Consider the following 18,168-nt stretch of genomic DNA (forward strand, 5'->3'; position numbering starts at 1 on the left):
CACTTTCATGCTTGAGCATTCCGGCCGGCCGACTTTCGCGCCGAACTCCTCCCGTTCGAACTCCCGTGGCAAGGCGCGCCTGCACATGCTGGCCCTGGCCTCGCGGACCTTGTGTTTCGCCGCGGTGGCCGGCATGGTCGCGGCAGGCCTTGCGGCGCCTCGCACTTCGCTCGCACAGCAGGCAGGCTCGCGCAGCCAGGACGTGCGTCGCTTCGACATTCCCGCAGGCCCGCTCGAGGGCGTTCTCAACCGTCTGGGGCGCGACGCCGGCGTGCTCATCACCTTCGGCTCCCAAGTCACCGAGGGGCTGAGCAGCCGTGGCGTGAGCGGCAGCCACACGGTGGCCGAGGCGCTGTCCCGGGCGCTCGAAGGCACGGGGCTCGGTGCCGTCCCCGCGGCCAGCGGCGGTTATGCGCTGCAGGCCCTGCCGGGAGGCGCGCCCTCCGCTTCCGCCGAGGGCGCGGCAGCCACCATGGCCACCGTGACCGTCACGGCGGACGCCGTGCGCGATGCAAGAACCGACGGTACCGGAAGCTACACGGCCGGCCCGTCGTCCATGTCCACCGGCCTCGGCCTCTCCTTGCGCGACACGCCCCAAAGCGTGACCGTTGTGACGCGCCAGCAGATGGACGACCAGGGCGTCGTGAGCGTCTCCGACGTGATGAGCCAGAGCCCCGGCATCACCGTGCAGAGCTATGACAGCGACCGCTGGAGCTTCAGCGCCCGCGGCTTCGCGGTCACCAATTTCCAGTACGACGGCGTCACCAAGGATTACGACGGCGTGTACGACTGGGGCGCCACCAACGGCGACCTGACGATCTACGACCGTGTCGAGATCCTCAAGGGCGCGACCGGCCTGATGAGCGGCACGGGCGACCCGTCGGCCACCGTCAACTTCATCCGCAAGCGTCCCACCGACCGTTTTGCCGGATCAGTAGCCGGCACGGTGGGCTCTTGGCACAACGGGCGCGGGGAGGTCGATCTGTCGGGGCCGCTCAACGCGAGCGGCAGCGTGCGCGGCCGCTTCGTCGGCGCCTACCAGGACCGCGAGTCGTTCCTCGATCGCTATCGCCAGAAGAAAAGCGTGGCGTACGGCGTGATCGAAGCCGATCTTTCGCGCGACACGCTGCTCACGCTGGGCGCCGACTATCAGGACACCGACCCCCGCGGCTCGACCTGGACCGGTTTCCCCATCTTCTACAGCGACGGCAGCCGCACCGATTTCAGCCGCTCGTTCAACCCCGCGACCGACTGGAGCCGGCGCCAGATGCGAACGCGCAACGTGTTCGCCACGCTGGAACAGCGGCTGAACGACGACTGGCGCTTCAAGCTCAACGTGAGCAATCAGGAAAGCAAGCACCGCTCGTTGCTCGGCTCTGCCAGCGGCGGCAACCCCGATCCGGTGACCGGCGATGGCATGTATCTGTTCTCGGGCGACTTCCGCGGCGACCGCACGCAGAACACCGTGAGTGCCAGCCTGAACGGCTCCTACAGCCTGCTGGGACGCAAGCACGAGGCGATGTTCGGCGCGTCCTGGTCGGACAGCAAGACGCACGGGCCATGGTCCGAATCGCTCTATCCCATGCTGACGGGCAGCATCTTCAACTGGAACGGCGCGTTCGAGCAGCCGGCCTACCCGCCTATTGCCTCGTACTCGGAGCGCCGCCGGCAGAGCGGCGTGTACGGCGCCACCCGGCTGCGGCCGACCGATGCGCTGTCGGTGATCGTGGGGGCTCGCGTCAGCCGCGTCGTCGGCGGCGACGCCCGGGTCTTCAGCGACGGCGTCACGCCGGCGCTGGCCAGCAACTACCGGGAGAGCGGCGTGGTCACGCCGTATGCCGGCGTGGTCTACGACCTGAACGACACCTACTCGGTGTACGGCAGCTACACCAGCATCTTCTCGCCGCAGTCGCTGCTGGACGCCAACCGCCAGTTCCTGCCGGCCGTCGAGGGACGCGGCATCGAGGCGGGCATCAAGGCGGAGTACCTCGAGGGGCGCCTCAATGCAAGCCTGGCCGCGTTCCAGATCCGGCAGGACAACGTGGCGGAATACGTCGATTTCGTCGACGGCGCTTCGGTGTACCGCGCCGTGAAGGGCGTGACCAACAAGGGCATCGAGGCTGAGTTGTCGGGGCAGATCGCCACCGGCTGGAACCTGCAGGCGGGCTATGCCTACAACCATGTGCGTGACGCCAAGGGCCAGCGTGTCTACGGCGCGACGCTGATGGCCAGCCAGCCCGAACATGTGGTGCGGCTGTCGACCAGCTATAGGCTGCCCGGCGAATGGAACGCGCTCACGGTCGGTGGCGGCGTCAGCTGGCAGAGCGCCTTCTATGGCAAGGTGTGGAACCCGGCGGCGCAGGAGTACGCCGAGATCCGGCAGAAGGGCTATGCGCTGGTGAGCCTGATGGCGCGCTACCAGGTGAACAAGGCGCTGTCCGCCACGCTCAACATCCACAACCTGCTCGACAAGAAGTACTACGCGGGCATGGGCCTGTTCGAGACGGGCTTCTACGGCGAACCGCGCAACGTGACGTTGACGCTTCGCTACCAGTTCTGAGTCAGGAAGCCTAGGAAGCGTCCGGTCGGCGGAACAGCAGCACTGAGTTCGTGCCGCCGAAGGCGAAGGAATTGCTGATCGCGGCCTCGATCGACGGTGCCGCCGTGTCGCCCGGCTGCACCAGGTTCAGGCTGCATGCCGGGTCGATTTCCGCGCAGTGCGCATTGGGCGGCAGCTGCCGCTCGTGCACAGCGAGCACGGTGATGAGCGCTTCGAGCGCGCCCGCCGCGCCCAGCAGGTGGCCGTGCAGCGCCTTGGTCGAACTCACGCGCAGCGCGCCGAGGTCGTCGCCCCACACGTCGGCCAGTGCATTGCGCTCGACCACGTCGCCGATGCGCGTGGCCGTGCCGTGCGCATTGCAGTAGCCCACGTCGCGCGGCTGCAGGCCGGCTTGCCGCAGCGCGGCGCGCAGTGCGCGGGCCTGGCCGGGGGCGTCGGGCTTGGTGAGGTGGGTGGCGTCGCTGCTCAGGCCCCAGCCGGCCAGCGTGGCATAGCTGCGGGCGCCACGGGCGCGGGCGCGCTCGGCGGATTCCAAAATCAGGAAGGCCGCGCCTTCACCCAGCACGAAGCCGCTGCGGTCGGCCGCGAAGGGCCGCACCGCGCCGGCCGCTTCGCCGGGCTGGAAGGTGGCGAGCGTCTGCATCGCCTGCCAGGCCAGGACCACGCCCGGCACGATCAGCGCCTCGCTGCCGCCGGCAATGGCGATGTCGACCTCGCCGCGTTGCACCGCCTTGGCAGCCTCGGCAATGGCCGCCGACGACGAGGCGCAGGCGACCGAATAAGTGAGCACCGGGCCCTGAACGCCCTGGCGCATGGCCACGTGGGCGGCGGGTGCGTTGGGCATGAAGGCAGGAATGGTGAGCGGTGACACGCGGCCATTGCCGCGATAGGCGGCTTCCAGCGCCGCGGCGCCGCCCATGCCGCAACCGGCGAAGACGCCGATGCGTTCGGGGTCGGCATCGCCCGCCGCGATGCCCGCGTCGCGCATCGCCATGTCGGCCGCTGCCACGGCCAGCTGGCTCACGCGGTCGACGCCCGCGAGTTGCAGCTTGGTGAACCAGCGCGTCTCGTCGAATGCGACGGTGGCCGCGGCGGCCGGCTTGGGGAGTTCGGGGTAAACGGGCTGGATGGCCGAATGGCCTTGCAGCAAGGCCTGGAACAGTACGCCGGGCGAGTCGCCGTGCGGCGCCACGACGCCCAGTCCGGTGACGGCGACCTCGTGGTTCACGCTGCCTTTGCCGCGCGGACCTTGTCGACCAGCGCCGCGAGTTCGGCCAGGGTGTCGATGTTCGCGTCCTCGTCGGGCATGGTGATGCCGAAGTGGTCTTCGATGGCGAACAGGAATTCGGCGAGTGCCAGCGAATCGAGTCCGCCGGTTTCCCGCATCGAGGCGTGTGGGTCGAGCTTCGACGGCTCGATGCCGTACTTCTCGTGGATCAGGTCCTGCAATTCCTTCAGCGAACTCATCGTGCGATGCCTGTCGTCATGTGCTGCCGCTGATCGATTGCCACCCCTGCAGGGCATGCCATTGGATCGATCCCTTCCTCATTCCGGCTGTTGTGGTCAATGATGGCCAATGATATCCGCTCCCGCGTGAGGGGCATCCCCTCGCAAACGCTTCCCCGGGCGCCAGTACAGCGAGGGCAGGGCGAACACCACGCCCAGCAGGGCACCCGCCGCCGCGTCGAGCACCACGTGCTGCTTGACGGCCAGCGTCGAGTAGGCGATGGCGGCGAACCACGCCCAGTTCAGCACGCGCCACGGCGCCGGCGTGCGGGTTTCGCGCAGCACGTGCTCGATGCGGATGGCGGTGAAGATGGCCACCGCCACGTGCATGGAGGGACAGGCGTTGCCCGCTGCATCCACGCCCTGCAGCATCGCAAAGCCGGGAAAGCCGGACACGTCGATGGAGAGCGGCGGAATCTGCGTCGGCCACAAATAGAAGAGCCCCAGCCCGGTGATGCACAGCCCGCCGATCCATAGCCCGTAGACCACCAGCTCGCGGAAGGTGAGCTGCAGCCCCGGTGCGATGCCGACGTAGAACCAGAGCGACAGGTAGGCGCCCAATGCATAGGGCTGGAACGGAATGAGGTGGTCCAGCGGCGTCAGCGGCATCAGCGTGATCGGGAACGACGGATTGCGCAGCAGGTGGAAGTAGCCGATGAAGAACAGCCACGTGAAGACCGTGGTGCCGACCGCCTTCAGCAGGAAATGGCGGCGCATGCGCAGCCAGATGTCGGCGGTCCATGTGGGCGCCGGGGCTTCGGGCGCCAGCTGCAGGGGGATCGGTGAGTGCATGGTGTCGGTCGCCGATCTTGCCAGAGCGGCATGACCCGCCGCGCGATGCCCCACGGGTTCAGCTTGCCGCGGCGCGCTTGCGGTGCTGGAACGAGGTCGGCGAGCGGCCGGTCGCCGCCTTGAACATGGCGCAGAAGGCGCTGTCGGTGGCATAGCCGCTGGCCGCCGCCACCTGGCTCACGGCCATGCCGCGCGCCAGCAGCGGCAGCGCATGGGCCATCACGGCCTGCTGGCGCCATTGCTGCCAGCTCATGCCGAGCTGGTCGCGAAACAGCCGCGCCACCGTGCGCTCGCTGGCGCCGATGGTGGCGGCGCGCTCGGCCAGCGTGGCGCGGTCGGCCGGGTTGCGCAGCAGCGCCTCGCAGAGCTGGCGCAGGCGCTTGTCGGCGGGCAGCGGCACGTCGATGCGGATCTGCGTGGCGCGCTCGACCTCGTCCACCAGCAACGGCGCGATCATGCGTTCGCGCTGCGGCGCGTGCGGGTCGGCCGGCGGCAGGCCATCGGGCGTGGTGTCGAGCGCCAGCATCAGTGCGCGCAGCAGCGGGCTGATCTCCAGCACCTCGCATTTCTCCCAGGTGGGAGCGATCCAGGCGTGCAGGTAGACGGTGCGCAGCTCCGCGTCTTCGATCAGCGTGATGCTGTGCGGCATGTTGGCCGGCACCCAGAGCGCGCGGGAGGGCGGCACGATGTAGCTGCCGTCCTGCGTGCTGAGCCGGATCACGCCGCGGGTCGAGAAGGTGAGCTGCGGCCACGGGTGCTCGTGCAGCTCGACCAGGGTGTCGGCGCTCAGGAAATGTTCCTTGGCGCGCAGCGGGCGCACCGCGTCGGGGGCGTAGAGGTGTGGCGTGAGCGGCCCGACGCTGTTGGCCGGCGCGGTCGCGGGAGAAGTCGCGACGGAAGAAGAGGCAGCGGTGGAGGCGGCGCTTGGCATGGTTTCGACAAATGTTGTCGCTGTATCGCCATTCTGCCGCGTCCCCGCCGCATAGGATCGAAGCCCGCCCCGGTTTTTTGTAGCAATCCATGTCCTCCTCATCCTCCGCCGCCGTTCCGGCCACCACCTTGCGCACCGACGCCAAGCTGATCGGGCTGGTCGGCCTGGCCCATGCGGTCAGCCACTTCAGCCAGCTCATCCTGGCGCCGTTGTTTCCCTGGCTGAAGGACGCGTTCAACGTGAGCTATGTGGAGCTGGGAGCGGTGCTCACGGTGTTCTTCGTGGTCTCGTGCATCGTGCAGGCGGCCTCGGGCTTCATCGTCGACAAGCTGGGCCCGCGGCCGGTGCTGTTCGTGGGGCTGGGCGCGCTGGGGCTTGCGGCTTTCGGCTACGCAGCGGCGCAGAGCTACTGGATGCTGCTGGCGTGCGCGGTGGTCGGCGGCATCGGCAACGGCGTGTTCCACCCGGTCGACTACACGCTGTTCAACCGCAAGGTCGCGCCCACGCGGCTGGGCCATGCCTACAGCGTGCACGGCATCACCGGCAGCCTGGGCTGGGCGCTGGCGCCGGCCTTCGTGGTGCCGATTGCCATTGCCTATTCGTGGCGCGTGGCGCTGGCGTCCGCGGGCGCCGTGGCCATCGTGGTGCTTCTGGTGCTTTGGGTCTACCGCAGCGCGCTGTCGCTCGACGCGGCGGCCGTGCACAAGGCCACCGGGCAGGGCGAGCCCGCGCCCGCCGGCGGCGAGTTCGACTTCCTGCGCATTCCCGCGGTGTGGATGTGCTTCGGTTTCTTCTTTTTCTACGCCGCCGTGATCAGCGTGGTGCAGACCTTTGCACCGGTGGCGGCGGGCCACCTGCATGCGGTGCCGGTGGCGCTGGTGGCGGTGTGCCTCACCGTCTACATGGTGGCCAGCGCGGCCGGCATGGTGGTGGGCGGCTTTCTCGCGTCCGATCCGTCGCGCTGCGAGCGCATCGTGGGCGCTGGCTTCGGCGTGGCCGCCATGCTGGCCTTGGTGCTGGCCTTCGCGGACTTCCCGCCGATCGTGGTGCCGGTGCTCTTCGGCATGATGGGTTTCGTCTCCGGGGTGGCTGGCCCTTCGCGCGACCTGCTGGTGAAGAAGTCGACCCCGCCCAACGCCACCGGCCGCGTCTACGGCGTGGTGTACGCGGGCCTGGACATCGGTCAGGCCGTGGCGCCGCTGGTGTTCGGCCGCCTGATGGACCACGGGCAGTACACGAGCGTCATCGTCGGCCTGGCGGTGGTGCAGGGCGTGCTGATCGCCAGCGCCTTCAATGTGCGCCGGGTGCGCCGCACGGCGCTGGTGCCGGCCTCCGCCTGAGCCCCTGCCGGGTCGTTGAACAGCGGCCGATATCATCGGCCGCATGCAAGCCTTGTATGTGTCAGTGATCGCCGGTGCAGTGCTGGCGGGCTTCGTGCAGGGCCTGTCCGGCTTTGCGTTCGGCATGGTGGCCATGTCAGTGTGGGCCTGGACGCTGGAGCCTCAGCTGGCGGCGCTGCTTGCGCTGTTCGGGGCGCTCACCGGGCAGGTGATCGCTGCCGTCACGGTGCGCCGCGCCTTCGACAAGAGCCTGCTGTGGCCCTTCGTGCTTGGCGGACTCGTGGGCGTGCCTTTCGGTGTGTGGCTGCTGCCGCACCTGGACCTCGTGGTCTTCAAGCTGTGCATTGGCGTGCTGCTTGTGCTGTGGTGCCCGGCCATGCTGATGTCGCAGCACCTGCCGAAGATCGCCTTCGGCGGCCGCGTGGCGGACGGAGTTGCCGGCGCCATCGGCGGCGCCATGGCCGGCATCGGCGGTTTCTCGGGAACCATTCCCACGCTCTGGTGCACGCTGCGCGGCTTCCAGCGCGATACGCAGCGTGCGGTGATTCAGAACTTCAACCTGTCTATGCTGATGGTGGCGTTTGCTGTTCACCTTGCGAGTGGCAGCATTGCGCGTTCTACGATTCCACTGCTCGGTGTGGTGGCGCTTGCGGTTGCGTTGCCTGTGTTGCTGGGGGCTCGGCTTTATGTGGGGATCAGTGAGGCTGCGTTTCGGAAGTTGGTGTTGGGGTTGTTGACGGCTTCCGGGGTGGCTATGTTGGCTTCTGCTGTGCCTGCTTTGTTGGGTCGGGGCTGAGGGTTGTTTTTGCTTTTTGGTGGGTTTTTTTCCGGGGCCGGGTCTCGCCCCGGCGGGCGACTCACTTTCTTTTGCTTCGCCAAAAGAAAGTAAGCAAAGAAAAGGCGACCCCGCTGTCTGCGACCCCTTCGCTGCGCTACGGGGCAACCTGCGGTGCTCGCGTTTCGCGGGGTCTCGCCCAAACTCGCTTCGCTCAAACAAGGGCGAGCCCTGATCCGCGAAACGCTGCGCTCCTCGGCGCAGCCAGAGGGGAGGGGAAACTGGCCGGGCCTTTGCTGCGCTCGGCCACCGATGCTGCAGCAGGCGCTGCGCGCCTGCTGCAGCCCCGCGCCGAGCGCAGCGATGGCGCGTCCGGTTTCCAAATCCCTTCTGGCTGCGCCGAGGAGCGCAGACGCAGGCGGGATCAGGGCCGCAGCTGCTTGAGCGAAGCGAGTTCTGCGGACCCCCGCCGGAGTCGAGCACCGCAGGTTGCCCGCAGCGAAGCGGAGGGACGCAGACAGCAGGGTCGCCTTTCTTTTGCCTACGTTTCTTTGGCGAAGCAAAGAAAAGTAGGTCGGCCGCCGGGCCGAGACCCGGCCCCGGAACACAAAAAGAAAAGCAACTACCGAGGCAACGCCAAGGCAAACGGCAAGCTGAGCACCCCCAACAGCGTAGACAGCGTCACTAACCCCGCCACATAAGCCCCGTTGTATCCCATCCGCGCAGCCAGCACATAAGCACTCGAAGCAGTCGGCACCGCGGAAAAAGCCATCAGCACCGAAGCCTGCATCGCATCGAGCCGCAACGCCAGAGCCAGCCCCCATGCGACCAGCGGCAGGACGAGGTGCCGTATGCCCAGTATCGACACCGCCAGCACCTTGCCCGTGCCCAGCGTCGAGAACTTCATGCCCGCACCCGCGGCCAGCAGCCCCAATGCGAGCGATGCGGCGCCGATGCGCGTGAGCGTGGGCGTGGCCCAGCCCGGCACGGTGATCCCCAGCACATTGGCCAGCAGCCCCGCGACTGTCGCGACGATCAGCGGGTTGCGCACCAGCTGCTGCAAGAAGCCGGTCTGCGCATGGCGCGTCATTGGCCACACGGCCGCGATGTTGAAGATGGGCACGCACACGCCGATCAGCACGGCAATGAGCAGCAGGCCTTCGGACCCGGCCAGCCGCTCTGCCAGCGCGAGGCAGATGAACGAATTGAAGCGGAACGCGACCTGGGCGCTGGCTGCGTGGTCACGGCGGTCGATATGCGAGCCGATGCCGGGCATGAAGGGCAGGGCGTAGGCCAAGCCGATGCCGACCGCACCGATGCACAGGCCCGCTGTCAGCAGGTTCGACGTGGCGCCGAAGTCCAGCGGGCTGCGCACGATCGAGTGGAACAGCAGCACAGGAAAAAGAAAGTAGTAGACAAGGCTCTCGACCTGGTCCCACACGCGGCGGTCGAGGGCGGTGTAGCGGCACAGGAGCCAGCCGATGGCGATGAGCGAAAAGTCGGGGAAGAGCAGCTGCGCGTAGTTCACCGCTTCGAGGATAAACCGGACGGACCATGGGTAATCCACAGCACGGGTGCGGGCCGTGAGCCGCTAGCATCCGGGCTTTCGTTTTTTCGACATCAAAGTCAAGTCAAGGAGTTTTCGATGCAACGTCGTCAATGGAGCGCTCTGGTGGGCGCCGCCGCACTGGTCGCGGTAGCGGGCCCGAGCTTCGCGCAGGGATACCCCAGCAAGCCCGTCGAGCTGAGCGTGCCCTTCGCACCGGGCGGCACGACCGACATCGTGGCGCGCGTGATCTCCGACCCGCTGGGCAAGGTGCTGGGCCAGCCGGTGGTGGTGATCAACCGTGCCGGTGGCGGCGGCATCGTGGGTGCGGCCGAGACGGCACGCGCCACGCCCGACGGCTACAAGCTCGGCATCGCCACGGTGTCGAGCACGGCGGCCAATCCGGCCATCAACCCGAAGACGCCGTACGACCCGATCAACGACTTCACGCCGATCATCAACATCGCGGCCACGCCGAACATCATCGCCGTCAACCCGAGCTTCCCGGCCAAGAACTACGCCGAGTTCGTGGCCGAGCTGAAGAAGAACCCCGGCAAGTATTCGTATGCCTCGTCGGGCACGGGCGGCATCGGCCACCTGCTGATGGAGCTGTACAAGAGCCTGACCAACACCTTCGTCACGCACATTCCGTACCGTGGCGCGGGCCCGGCGCTGAACGACGTGGTGGCCGGCCAGGTGCCGATCATGTTCGACAACATTCCCTCGGCCATGCCCTTCATCACCAGCGGCCGGCTGATCCCGATCGTGGTGTCCGCGCCCCAGCGCCTGGCCGCGCTGCCCAACGTGCCGACCTTCAAGGAAGTCGGCCTGGAGCCGGTGAACCGCATGGCCTACTACGGCATCCTCGGCCCCAAGGGCCTGCCGAAGGAAGTGGTCGAGAAGATCAGCGCCGGTGTGAAGAAGTCGGTGGAAGAACCCGCGGTGCGCAAGCGCATCGAGGACACGGGCTCGCTGATCGTGGCCAATACGCCCGAGCAGTTCGCCGCGCAGATCAAGGCCGAGTACGAGGTCTACAAGGACGTGGTGAAGAAGCAGAACCTGAAGCTCGACTGAGCCCGGTTTTTTCTTTCTTTCGACGCAAGCCGCCCGCGCCCCGGGCGGCTTTTTCTTTTTTGCTATCTTGCAACGCATGACCGAGGCCGCCGCCGCACCCACTCCCGATATCGACGACTTCATCGACGCCCTCTGGCTCGAGGACGGCTTGTCGAAGAACACGCTCGCCGCCTACCGCCGCGACCTCGCGCTGTTCGCGCAGTGGCTCGGCAAGCAGCAAGGCGGCGCCACGCTCGCCACCGCGCGGGAGACCGACCTGCAGGCCTACATGGGCGCGCGGCTCACCAACAAGGGCAAGGCAACGTCGGCCAACCGCCGGCTCACGGTGTTCAAGCGCTACTACCGCTGGGCGCTGCGCGAGCGGCGCATCACGGCCGACCCGAGCATCCGGCTCATGCCCGCGCGCCAGATGCCGCGCGCCATCAAGACGCTGTCGGAGAAGCAGGTCGACGACCTGCTGGCCGCGCCCGATGTCGAATCGCCCCTGGGCCTGCGCGACCGCGCGATGCTGGAACTGATGTACGCGAGCGGCCTGCGCGTGAGCGAACTGGTGGCGCTCAAGGCCATCGACATGAGCCTGAACGACGGCGTGCTGCGCGTGCTGGGCAAGGGAAGCAAGGAGCGGCTGGTGCCCTTCGGGGGCGAGGCTCGGCGCTGGATCGAACGCTACCTGGAGGAATCGCGCCCCGCGATCCTCGACGGCCAGCAGACGCCCGACCTGTTCGTCACGGCGCGCGGCGCAGGCATGACGCGCGTGATGTTCTGGATCATCGTGAAGAAGCATGCGACCGCCGCTGGCATTCACGTGCCGCTGTCGCCGCACACGCTGCGCCACGCCTTTGCCACGCACCTGCTGAACCACGGGGTCGACCTGCGCGCGGTGCAGCTGCTGCTGGGGCATGCGGACATCTCGACCACCACCATCTACACGCATGTGGCGCGCGAGCGCCTGAAGCAGCTTCATGCGAAGCACCACCCGCGCGGCTGAGCCTGTGCAGCCCTGGCGCATCGGCTGCGCCGGATGGAGCCTGCCGCGCGCGCTGTGGCCGGTGTTTCCGCCCGAGGGCTCGCACCTGGAGCGCTATGCGCAGCGCTTCGACGCGGTCGAGATCGACACCTCGTTCTACCGGCCGCACCGGCGCGAGACCTACGAACGCTGGGCCGCGAGCACGCCCGAAGGATTCCGCTTCGCGGTCAAGCTGCCGAAGGCGGTGACGCACGAACGACGGCTGGTCGATGCGATGCCTGCGTTCGAAGAATTTGCCGCGCAGGTCGGGGGGCTCGGGAACAAGCTCGGTGCGCTGGTCGTGCAGTTGCCGCCGAGCCTGGCGTTCGATGCCGGGGTGGTGCGCGGTTTTTTCAGCGCGCTTAGGCGCAGGCACCCGGGCGCTGTGGTGCTGGAGCCCCGTCATCGCAGCTGGTTCACGCCGCAGGCCGAGGGGCTGCTGTCTATTTTCGAAGTGGCCCGCGTGCTCGCGGACCCGGTGCTGTTCGACGAAGCCGCGGCCCCCGGCGGCTGGCCGGGCCTTGTCTATCTGCGGTTGCACGGCTCGCCGCGGCGCTACTGGTCGGCCTACGGCGACGACCTGCTTGCGCGGCTCGCGCAGCGGCTGCAGCTTGCGAAGGAAGAAGGCGCGCAGTGCTGGTGCGTGTTCGACAACACGGCCGGCGGCGAGGCGACAGGCAACGCGCTGGCGCTGCAGCGGCTGCTGGAGAATCAACGATCAACAAGAGGAGACGGAACATGAAATTCACAAGACTCTGCGCCGGCCTGGGCCTTGGCTTTGCAATGGCCGCGGCCACCGGCCTTGCCGCCGCGCAAGGCTTCCCGGGCGCCAAGCCCATTCGCCTGATCGTCGGCTATCCGCCCGGCGGCGGCATCGACTTTGCGGCGCGCACGGTGCAGGTGCCGCTGCAGGAGGCGCTCAAGCAGCAACTGGTGGTCGACTACAAGCCCGGCGCCAGCGGCATGATCGCGGCCACCGAACTCACGCGCCAGCCCGCCGACGGCTATACGCTGCTGCTGGCCAACACCGGGCCCTTCGCCATCGCGCCCTACCTGCAGAGCAAGCCGCCGTACGACCCGATCAGACAGTTCACCTACATCGGGCAGATCAGCCAGGGCAGCTACATCGCGGTGACGCGGCCCGACCATCCGGCGAAGAACCTCAAGGAGTTCGTGGCGTGGGCCAAGGGGCAGCCGGGCAAGGTCAACTTTGCCTCGGGCGGCAACGGCACCTCGACGCACCTGAACGGCGAGCTGATGAACCAGGTGACGGGGCTCGACATGACGCACGTGCCCTACAAGGGCAGCGCGCCGGCCGTGCAGGACCTGATCGGCGGGCAGACGCAGATCCTCATCGACGCGGGCAGCGTGCTGCTGCCGCAGGTCAAGGGCGGCAAGCTCAAGGCGTTGGCCGTGACCGGCCCGGTGCGAGACCCGCAGCTGCCCGACGTGCCGACCGTGAAGGAACTGGGGCTGGCGGGCATGGAGTCGGTCGGCTTCCAGGGGCTGGTGGGGCCGGCGAACATGCCCAAGGACGTGGTCGATCGGCTCTCGGGCGAGCTGGCCAAGGCGCTGGCGCAGCCCGAGATCAAGGCCAAGTTCGCGACGGCGGGGGCCGAGGTGCATTCGCTGGGCCCGGTCGAGTTCGCGGCCTTCGTGAAGGCGGACAATGAGAAGTGGTCCAGGCTGATCAAGGAGCGCAAGCTGCAGCTGGACTGACGCAATCACGCAGACGACCCGATCCACAGACACCATGAATTTCCTCGCTTCCTCGAAGCCATCGCGCCGCACGGCGACCCGACTCCTCGCCGCCGCCGCGCTGTGCGCCGCTTCTGGCGCCTACGCGCAGGCCGTGCCCAAGACCGTGCGGCTCATCGTCGCCTACCCGGCGGGCGGCGTCAGCGACGTGGTCGCGCGGGCGCTGGGCGACCGGCTCGCGGCGCAGATGGGCATCACGGTGATCGTGGACAACCGTGCCGGCGCAAGCGGCGCCATCGGCATGGACGCGGTGGCCAAGGCCGCGCCCGACGGCGCGACGCTGGGCTTCTCGGCCATCAGTCCGCTGGTGCTGAGCCCGCACCTGGGCAAGCTGCCCTTCGATCCGCTCAAGGACGTGGCGCCCGTGGCCAGCGTGATGTATTCGCCGGTGCTGCTGATCGCCACGCCGGCGAGCAAGGCCAAGGACTTCAAGGCGCTCATCGACGACGCCAAGGCGCACCCGGGCGCGGTGCGCTGGGCCACTTCCGGCCCGGCGTCGCTGGGCCACATCGTGCTGGAGCAACTGCATGCGGCGGCGGGCGTGGACATCACGCACGTACCGTACAAGGGCGGCGGTCAGCAGCTCAACGATGCGATCGGCGGGCAGTTCGAGATTCTGTCGACCAACGCGAGCCCGACGCTGTCGTCGCACATCCAGTCGGGCAAGCTGCGCCCGCTGGCCGTGGGAGCGCCGGCCCGGCTCGACAGCCTGCCCCAGGTGCCCACGCTGGGCGAGTTGGGCTACAAGGCGGCCAACATCAACTCGCTGTTCGGCGTGTTCGCGCCGGCCGCCACGCCGGCTGCGCTGGTCGCGCGGTACAACGCCGAGATCAACAAGGCGCTGGCCAGCCCCGAGCTGCGCGCCAAGCTCACGGCCACCGACAACGTGCCGACCGGCGGCACGTCTGCAGCCTTTGCGAAGGAAATCGCCAGCGAGTTCGAAAGCAACGGCCGCATCATCAAGGCGGCGAACATCAAGGCCGACTGAGCCGCCTCGCACCACCTGACGCCTGGAAGACACCTGCGCTTGTGGTTCGATTCTCCCTACCTTATAGTAGGTAGATGACCAGCGCCACAGCAGCCGTTCCCGCCCTTGCCACCGGCAGCACCCGCGAGCAGATCCTCGCGGTGGCGCGCGGCTTCATCGAAACCCGTTCCTACCTGGGCTTCAGCTTCCAGGACGTGGCCGATGCGGTCGGCGTGCGCAAGGCCAGCCTCTATCACCACTTTCCCAGCAAGGAAGCACTGGGCATCGCGGTGATCCGCTCCGCCACCCAGGGCTTCAAGGACTGGGATGCCGCCCGCGAGCGTGAGCCCAAAGACGCGCTCGAATCGTATTTCCGCATGTACCGCAACACGCTGAATGCCGGCTCCGGCATCTGCCCGGCAGGCGCGCTTGCGCCGGGCTGGGACGTCATCAACGACGAACTGCGCGAGGCGGTGCGCGAACTGCGCAGCACCCAGGTGACGTGGCTCACGGGCGTGCTGGGTGCGCTGATGCCGGAACGCAAGAAGGGCGTTTCGGTCGCTTCGCTGGCGGCTTTCGTGTTTTCTTCCTGCCAGGGTGCGCTGCTGTCGGCGCGCATGACAGGGCGCGTGGACGAGTTCGACGAAGCCATCGCGCAACTCAGGAGTTCATTGCCCGGCTGAGCGCCGGGCCTGACGCAGGCGCGCCTCGGCGTGCCTATTTTTTGACCTCGTAGCCTACCGATTGGATGGTAGGTTTCATCTGTTGGAGCCATTCATGAAAGCCGTCATTTCCGCCTATGCCCGTTCTCCCTTTCACTTCGCGAAGAAAGGCGCGCTGGCCGAGGTGCGCCCCGACACGCTGGCCGCCGACGTGGTGAAGGGCCTGCTGCAGCGCACCGACCTCGATCCCGCGCTGCTCGAAGACATCATCCTGGGCTGCGCCTACCCGGAGGCCTCGCAGGGCAACAACCTCGCGCGCATCGTCGGTCTGCTGGCCGGCCTGCCGCACGAGGTGGGCGGCATGACGGTGAACCGCTTCTGCGGCTCGTCGATGCAGGCGGTGCACATTGCCGCCGCGCAGATCGAGGCGGGCATGGGCGACGCGTTCCTGTGCGTGGGCGTGGAATCGATGACGGCGGTCCCGCAGGGCGGCTTCAACTTCTCGCCCAGCCCGGAACTGCTGGCCGACACCGACGCCTACATCTCCATGGGCGAAACCGCCGAGAACGCGGCGCAGCGCTGGAACGTGAGCCGCGCCGACCAGGAGGCCTTCGCGGTGGAGTCGCACCGCAAGGCCGCCGCCGCACGCGCGGAGGGCCGGCTGGCGGGCGAGATCGTGCCGGTGCGGCTGGCCTCGGGCGACATCGTCGATGCCGACGGCTGCATCCGCCCCAGCACTTCCGCCGAGGCGCTGGCGAACCTCAAGCCCGCATTCCGCCCCGACGGCGTGGTGACGGCCGGCACCTCGTCTCCGCTGACCGACGGCGCGGCGGTGGTGCTCGTCACCAGCGATGCGTTTGCCGCCAGGCATGGCCTGCAGGCGCTGGCACGCATCCGCTCGTTCGCGACCGTGGGCGTCGATCCCGCCGTCATGGGCATCGGCCCGATCCCCGCGACGCGCAAGGCGCTGGCCCGCGCCGGCCTGAGCGCCGCCGACCTGGACGTGATCGAGATCAACGAAGCCTTCTCGTCGCAGGCGCTGGCCTGCATCCGCGACCTGGGCCTCGACCCCGCGAAGATCAACCTCGACGGTGGCGGCCTCTCCATCGGCCATCCGCTGGGCGCGACCGGCGCACGCATCACCGGCAAGGCCGCGTCGCTGCTGGTGCGCGAGAAGGGGCGCTATGCGCTGGCCACGCAATGCATCGGCGGCGGGCAGGGCATCGCGACGATCCTCGAGCGCGCTTGAACGGTCCGAGAATGCGGCCACGAACCCCAAGGAGAACCGATGACGGCAACCCCTGAAACCGGCGCCAGGCCCAAGCTGTACCTCGAAGACCTGTCCGTCGGCGACCGCTTCCGCAGCACCGAACACGCGCTGGACGTGGCGCAGATCCAGGCCTTCGCGCGGCAGTTCGACCCGCAGCCCTTCCACACCGACGAAGAGGCCGCGAAGAAGACTTTCTTCGGCGGGCTGGCCGCGAGCGGCTGGCACACCGCGGCGCTCACCATGAAGCTGCTGGTCGAAAGCGGCATCCCGCTGGCCGACGGCATCATCGGTTCAGGCGGCGAGCTGCAATGGCCCAAGCCCACGCGGCCCGGCGACGTGCTGCATGTGGTGAGCGAGGTGGTCGATATCGTGCCCTCGCGCTCCAAGCCCGGCCGCGCGATGGTCACCATGCGCTGCCAGACGCTCAACCAGCGCGGCGATGTGCTTCAGCACTTCACGCCCAGGCTGGTGGTGCACGCCAGGCCGGCGGCGGCCTGAGTCGGGGTTTCAAAACACCCGCAGGCCCAGTTCCTCGACCAGCGAGGCGACCTGCCGGTGCGAGATCGCCTCGGTCATTCGGGGCGGGAGTCGGCCAGGGCGCGCAGTTCTTCGGGGCTGAAGCCGGCCCGGCTGCGCGCCTCGAGATTGAAGGGCGGCTTGTGGCGCGGCGCGTCGTAGCGCGCGACCAAGGCCGGATAGGTGGCCTCGGGGTCGATGCCGGCGCGCTCGCACAGCCAGCGGTACCAGTGGTTGCCGATGGCCACATGGCCCACTTCGTCGCGCAGGATGATGTCCAGGATCTCGACCGCCCGCAGCGCATCGGGCGTGTTCACCCGCTTGAGCTTGGCCTGGATCAGCGGCGTGGCGTCCAGCCCGCGCGCCTCCAGCGTGCGCGGCACGAGCGCCATGCGGCCGAGCACATCGTCCTTGGTCTTCTCGCACATGTTCCAGAGGCCGTCATGGCCCGGAAAGTCGCCGTAGCGCCAGCCCATGTCCTGCAGGTGCGTGTGCAGCAGCGTGAAGTGCAGCGCTTCTTCGTCGGCCACGCGCAGCCAGTCGCGGTAGTAGGCCTCGGGCATGCCGTCGTAGCGCCACACGGCGTCGAGTGCGAGGTTGATGGCATTGAACTCGATGTGGCAGATCGAATGGATCAGCGCGGCCCGGCCATCGGGCGTGAACGGCGAGCGCTTCTGCACCGCGGTGGCGGCCACGCGCACGGGCTTTTCCGGGCGGCCGGGCACGCCGGTGTCGTCGCCGGGTGTGCGGATCGGGTCGGTTGCTATGGAATCGGTAGCGCCGTGCAGAGAAATGGCGCGCGTTGCAGCCACCTTCTGTTCGGGATCGGAGAGGCGCAGCGCGGCCAGCGCGCTCAATCGGGGGTGCATCCCTACAATTCTAGTTTTGCCCCCGGAGACAACCACGATGGCGATTTATGAATTGGACGGCGTTGCACCGACCCTCGGCGAAGGCGCATGGGTGGCCGACAGCGCGCAGGTGATGGGCAACGTCAAGCTGGCCGACAACGCGAGCGTGTGGTTCGGCGCGGTGCTGCGCGGCGACACCGAGACGCTGACCATCGGACGCAACAGCAACATCCAGGACCTGTCGGTGCTGCATGCCGACATCGGCTGCCCGCTGACCATCGGCGACAACGTCACCGTGGGCCACCAGGTGATGCTGCACGGCTGCACCGTCGGCGACAACTCGCTCATCGGCATCCAGGCCGTGGTCTTGAATAACGCGAAGATCGGCCGCAATTCGATCGTTGGCGCCGGCAGCGTCGTGACCGAGGGCAAGGAGTTTCCGGACAACTCGCTCATCATCGGCTCGCCGGCCAAGGTGGTGCGCACCCTCGATGACGCCGCGGCCGCCCGGCTGCGCCAGAGCGCCGAGCACTATGTAGAGAACGCCCATCGCTTCGCGAAGGGCCTCAAGAAGATCGCCTGACCGGTTCGGTTGCAGGCACACAGAGAGAAAGAAA

Annotated in this window: 18 protein-coding genes; 12 read left to right on the forward strand and 6 right to left on the reverse strand. The window is 68.1% G+C overall.

The genetic code is table 11. The features are described 5' to 3' along the window. Window positions 1-7: 7 nt before the first annotated feature. On the forward strand, window positions 8-2,560 hold the full coding sequence (locus tag C4F17_RS00700) for a TonB-dependent siderophore receptor (RefSeq protein WP_106933911.1): 2,553 nt from the start codon (window positions 8-10) through the stop codon (window positions 2,558-2,560). Between the two features lie 10 nt (window positions 2,561-2,570). On the opposite strand, the gene C4F17_RS00705 is transcribed toward C4F17_RS00700, so the two are convergent. The 4 genes from C4F17_RS00705 to C4F17_RS00720 form a co-directional block, all read right to left on the reverse strand. After that, window positions 2,571-3,788: a beta-ketoacyl-[acyl-carrier-protein] synthase family protein gene (locus C4F17_RS00705; protein ID WP_106933912.1), complete on the reverse strand. Its 1,218-nt coding sequence runs from the start codon at window positions 3,786-3,788 to the stop codon at window positions 2,571-2,573. Continuing rightward, window positions 3,785-4,027: an acyl carrier protein gene (locus C4F17_RS00710; protein ID WP_081270439.1), complete on the reverse strand. Its 243-nt coding sequence runs from the start codon at window positions 4,025-4,027 to the stop codon at window positions 3,785-3,787. The genes C4F17_RS00705 and C4F17_RS00710 overlap by 4 nt, the downstream gene beginning before the upstream one ends. A 96-nt stretch (window positions 4,028-4,123) precedes the next feature. Beyond that, complete coding sequence (locus C4F17_RS00715; protein WP_106933913.1) at window positions 4,124-4,858, reverse strand: phosphatase PAP2 family protein; 735 nt, start codon at window positions 4,856-4,858, stop codon at window positions 4,124-4,126. A gap of 58 nt (window positions 4,859-4,916) precedes the next feature. Then, entirely contained in the window at window positions 4,917-5,789 is an 873-nt protein-coding gene (locus C4F17_RS00720) for an AraC family transcriptional regulator (protein ID WP_106933914.1), read from the reverse strand. 89 nt (window positions 5,790-5,878) lie between these two features. Here C4F17_RS00720 and C4F17_RS00725 point away from each other — a divergent pair, with 89 nt between their 5' ends. Beyond that, window positions 5,879-7,129 carry an MFS transporter gene (locus C4F17_RS00725; RefSeq protein WP_081270436.1) on the forward strand — a complete coding sequence of 417 codons (1,251 nt, stop codon included), beginning with the start codon at window positions 5,879-5,881 and terminating at the stop codon, window positions 7,127-7,129. A 43-nt stretch (window positions 7,130-7,172) separates the two neighbouring features. Beyond that, entirely contained in the window at window positions 7,173-7,925 is a 753-nt protein-coding gene (locus C4F17_RS00730; protein ID WP_106933915.1) for a sulfite exporter TauE/SafE family protein, read from the forward strand. Between the two features lie 601 nt (window positions 7,926-8,526). Here C4F17_RS00730 and C4F17_RS00740 read toward each other — a convergent pair. Continuing rightward, window positions 8,527-9,432 carry an AEC family transporter gene (locus C4F17_RS00740; RefSeq protein ID WP_081267237.1) on the reverse strand — a complete coding sequence of 302 codons (906 nt, stop codon included), beginning with the start codon at window positions 9,430-9,432 and terminating at the stop codon, window positions 8,527-8,529. A gap of 117 nt (window positions 9,433-9,549) precedes the next feature. Here C4F17_RS00740 and C4F17_RS00745 point away from each other — a divergent pair, with 117 nt between their 5' ends. From C4F17_RS00745 to C4F17_RS00780, 8 genes are all read left to right on the forward strand, one after another. Then, window positions 9,550-10,524, forward strand: a complete 975-nt coding sequence (locus C4F17_RS00745; RefSeq protein ID WP_106933916.1) for a tripartite tricarboxylate transporter substrate binding protein BugE — start codon at window positions 9,550-9,552, stop codon at window positions 10,522-10,524. A gap of 76 nt (window positions 10,525-10,600) precedes the next feature. Then, window positions 10,601-11,512 carry a site-specific tyrosine recombinase XerD gene (xerD, locus tag C4F17_RS00750; protein ID WP_081267235.1) on the forward strand — a complete coding sequence of 304 codons (912 nt, stop codon included), beginning with the start codon at window positions 10,601-10,603 and terminating at the stop codon, window positions 11,510-11,512. Next, window positions 11,487-12,272, forward strand: coding sequence for a DUF72 domain-containing protein (locus C4F17_RS00755; protein WP_106933917.1), 786 nt, complete (start codon window positions 11,487-11,489; stop codon window positions 12,270-12,272). Before xerD ends, C4F17_RS00755 begins: the two co-directional genes overlap by 26 nt. Beyond that, window positions 12,269-13,249: a Bug family tripartite tricarboxylate transporter substrate binding protein gene (locus tag C4F17_RS00760; protein ID WP_106933918.1), complete on the forward strand. Its 981-nt coding sequence runs from the start codon at window positions 12,269-12,271 to the stop codon at window positions 13,247-13,249. The genes C4F17_RS00755 and C4F17_RS00760 overlap by 4 nt, the downstream gene beginning before the upstream one ends. Before the next feature lie 34 nt (window positions 13,250-13,283). Continuing rightward, the gene (locus C4F17_RS00765; RefSeq protein WP_106933919.1) at window positions 13,284-14,276 is read left to right on the forward strand and encodes a Bug family tripartite tricarboxylate transporter substrate binding protein; all 993 of its coding nucleotides are present in this window, start codon (window positions 13,284-13,286) and stop codon (window positions 14,274-14,276) included. A 74-nt stretch (window positions 14,277-14,350) separates the two neighbouring features. Then, on the forward strand, window positions 14,351-14,938 hold the full coding sequence (locus C4F17_RS00770) for a TetR/AcrR family transcriptional regulator (protein WP_106933920.1): 588 nt from the start codon (window positions 14,351-14,353) through the stop codon (window positions 14,936-14,938). A 94-nt stretch (window positions 14,939-15,032) separates the two neighbouring features. After that, window positions 15,033-16,166, forward strand: a complete 1,134-nt coding sequence (locus C4F17_RS00775; RefSeq protein WP_106933921.1) for a thiolase family protein — start codon at window positions 15,033-15,035, stop codon at window positions 16,164-16,166. 39 nt (window positions 16,167-16,205) lie between these two features. After that, entirely contained in the window at window positions 16,206-16,685 is a 480-nt protein-coding gene (locus tag C4F17_RS00780; protein ID WP_106933922.1) for a MaoC family dehydratase, read from the forward strand. A gap of 74 nt (window positions 16,686-16,759) precedes the next feature. Here the strand turns inward: C4F17_RS00780 and C4F17_RS00785 are convergent, their stop codons facing one another. Then, window positions 16,760-17,572, reverse strand: coding sequence for a ferritin-like domain-containing protein (locus C4F17_RS00785; RefSeq protein ID WP_081267228.1), 813 nt, complete (start codon window positions 17,570-17,572; stop codon window positions 16,760-16,762). 37 nt (window positions 17,573-17,609) lie between these two features. Between C4F17_RS00785 and C4F17_RS00790 the strand changes: the two genes are divergently transcribed. Then, window positions 17,610-18,134, forward strand: coding sequence for a gamma carbonic anhydrase family protein (locus tag C4F17_RS00790; protein WP_081267227.1), 525 nt, complete (start codon window positions 17,610-17,612; stop codon window positions 18,132-18,134). Window positions 18,135-18,168: the final 34 nt, after the last annotated feature.

This window comes from Variovorax sp. PMC12 (genome assembly GCF_003019815.1).
Lineage (GTDB): Bacteria > Pseudomonadota > Gammaproteobacteria > Burkholderiales > Burkholderiaceae_C > Variovorax.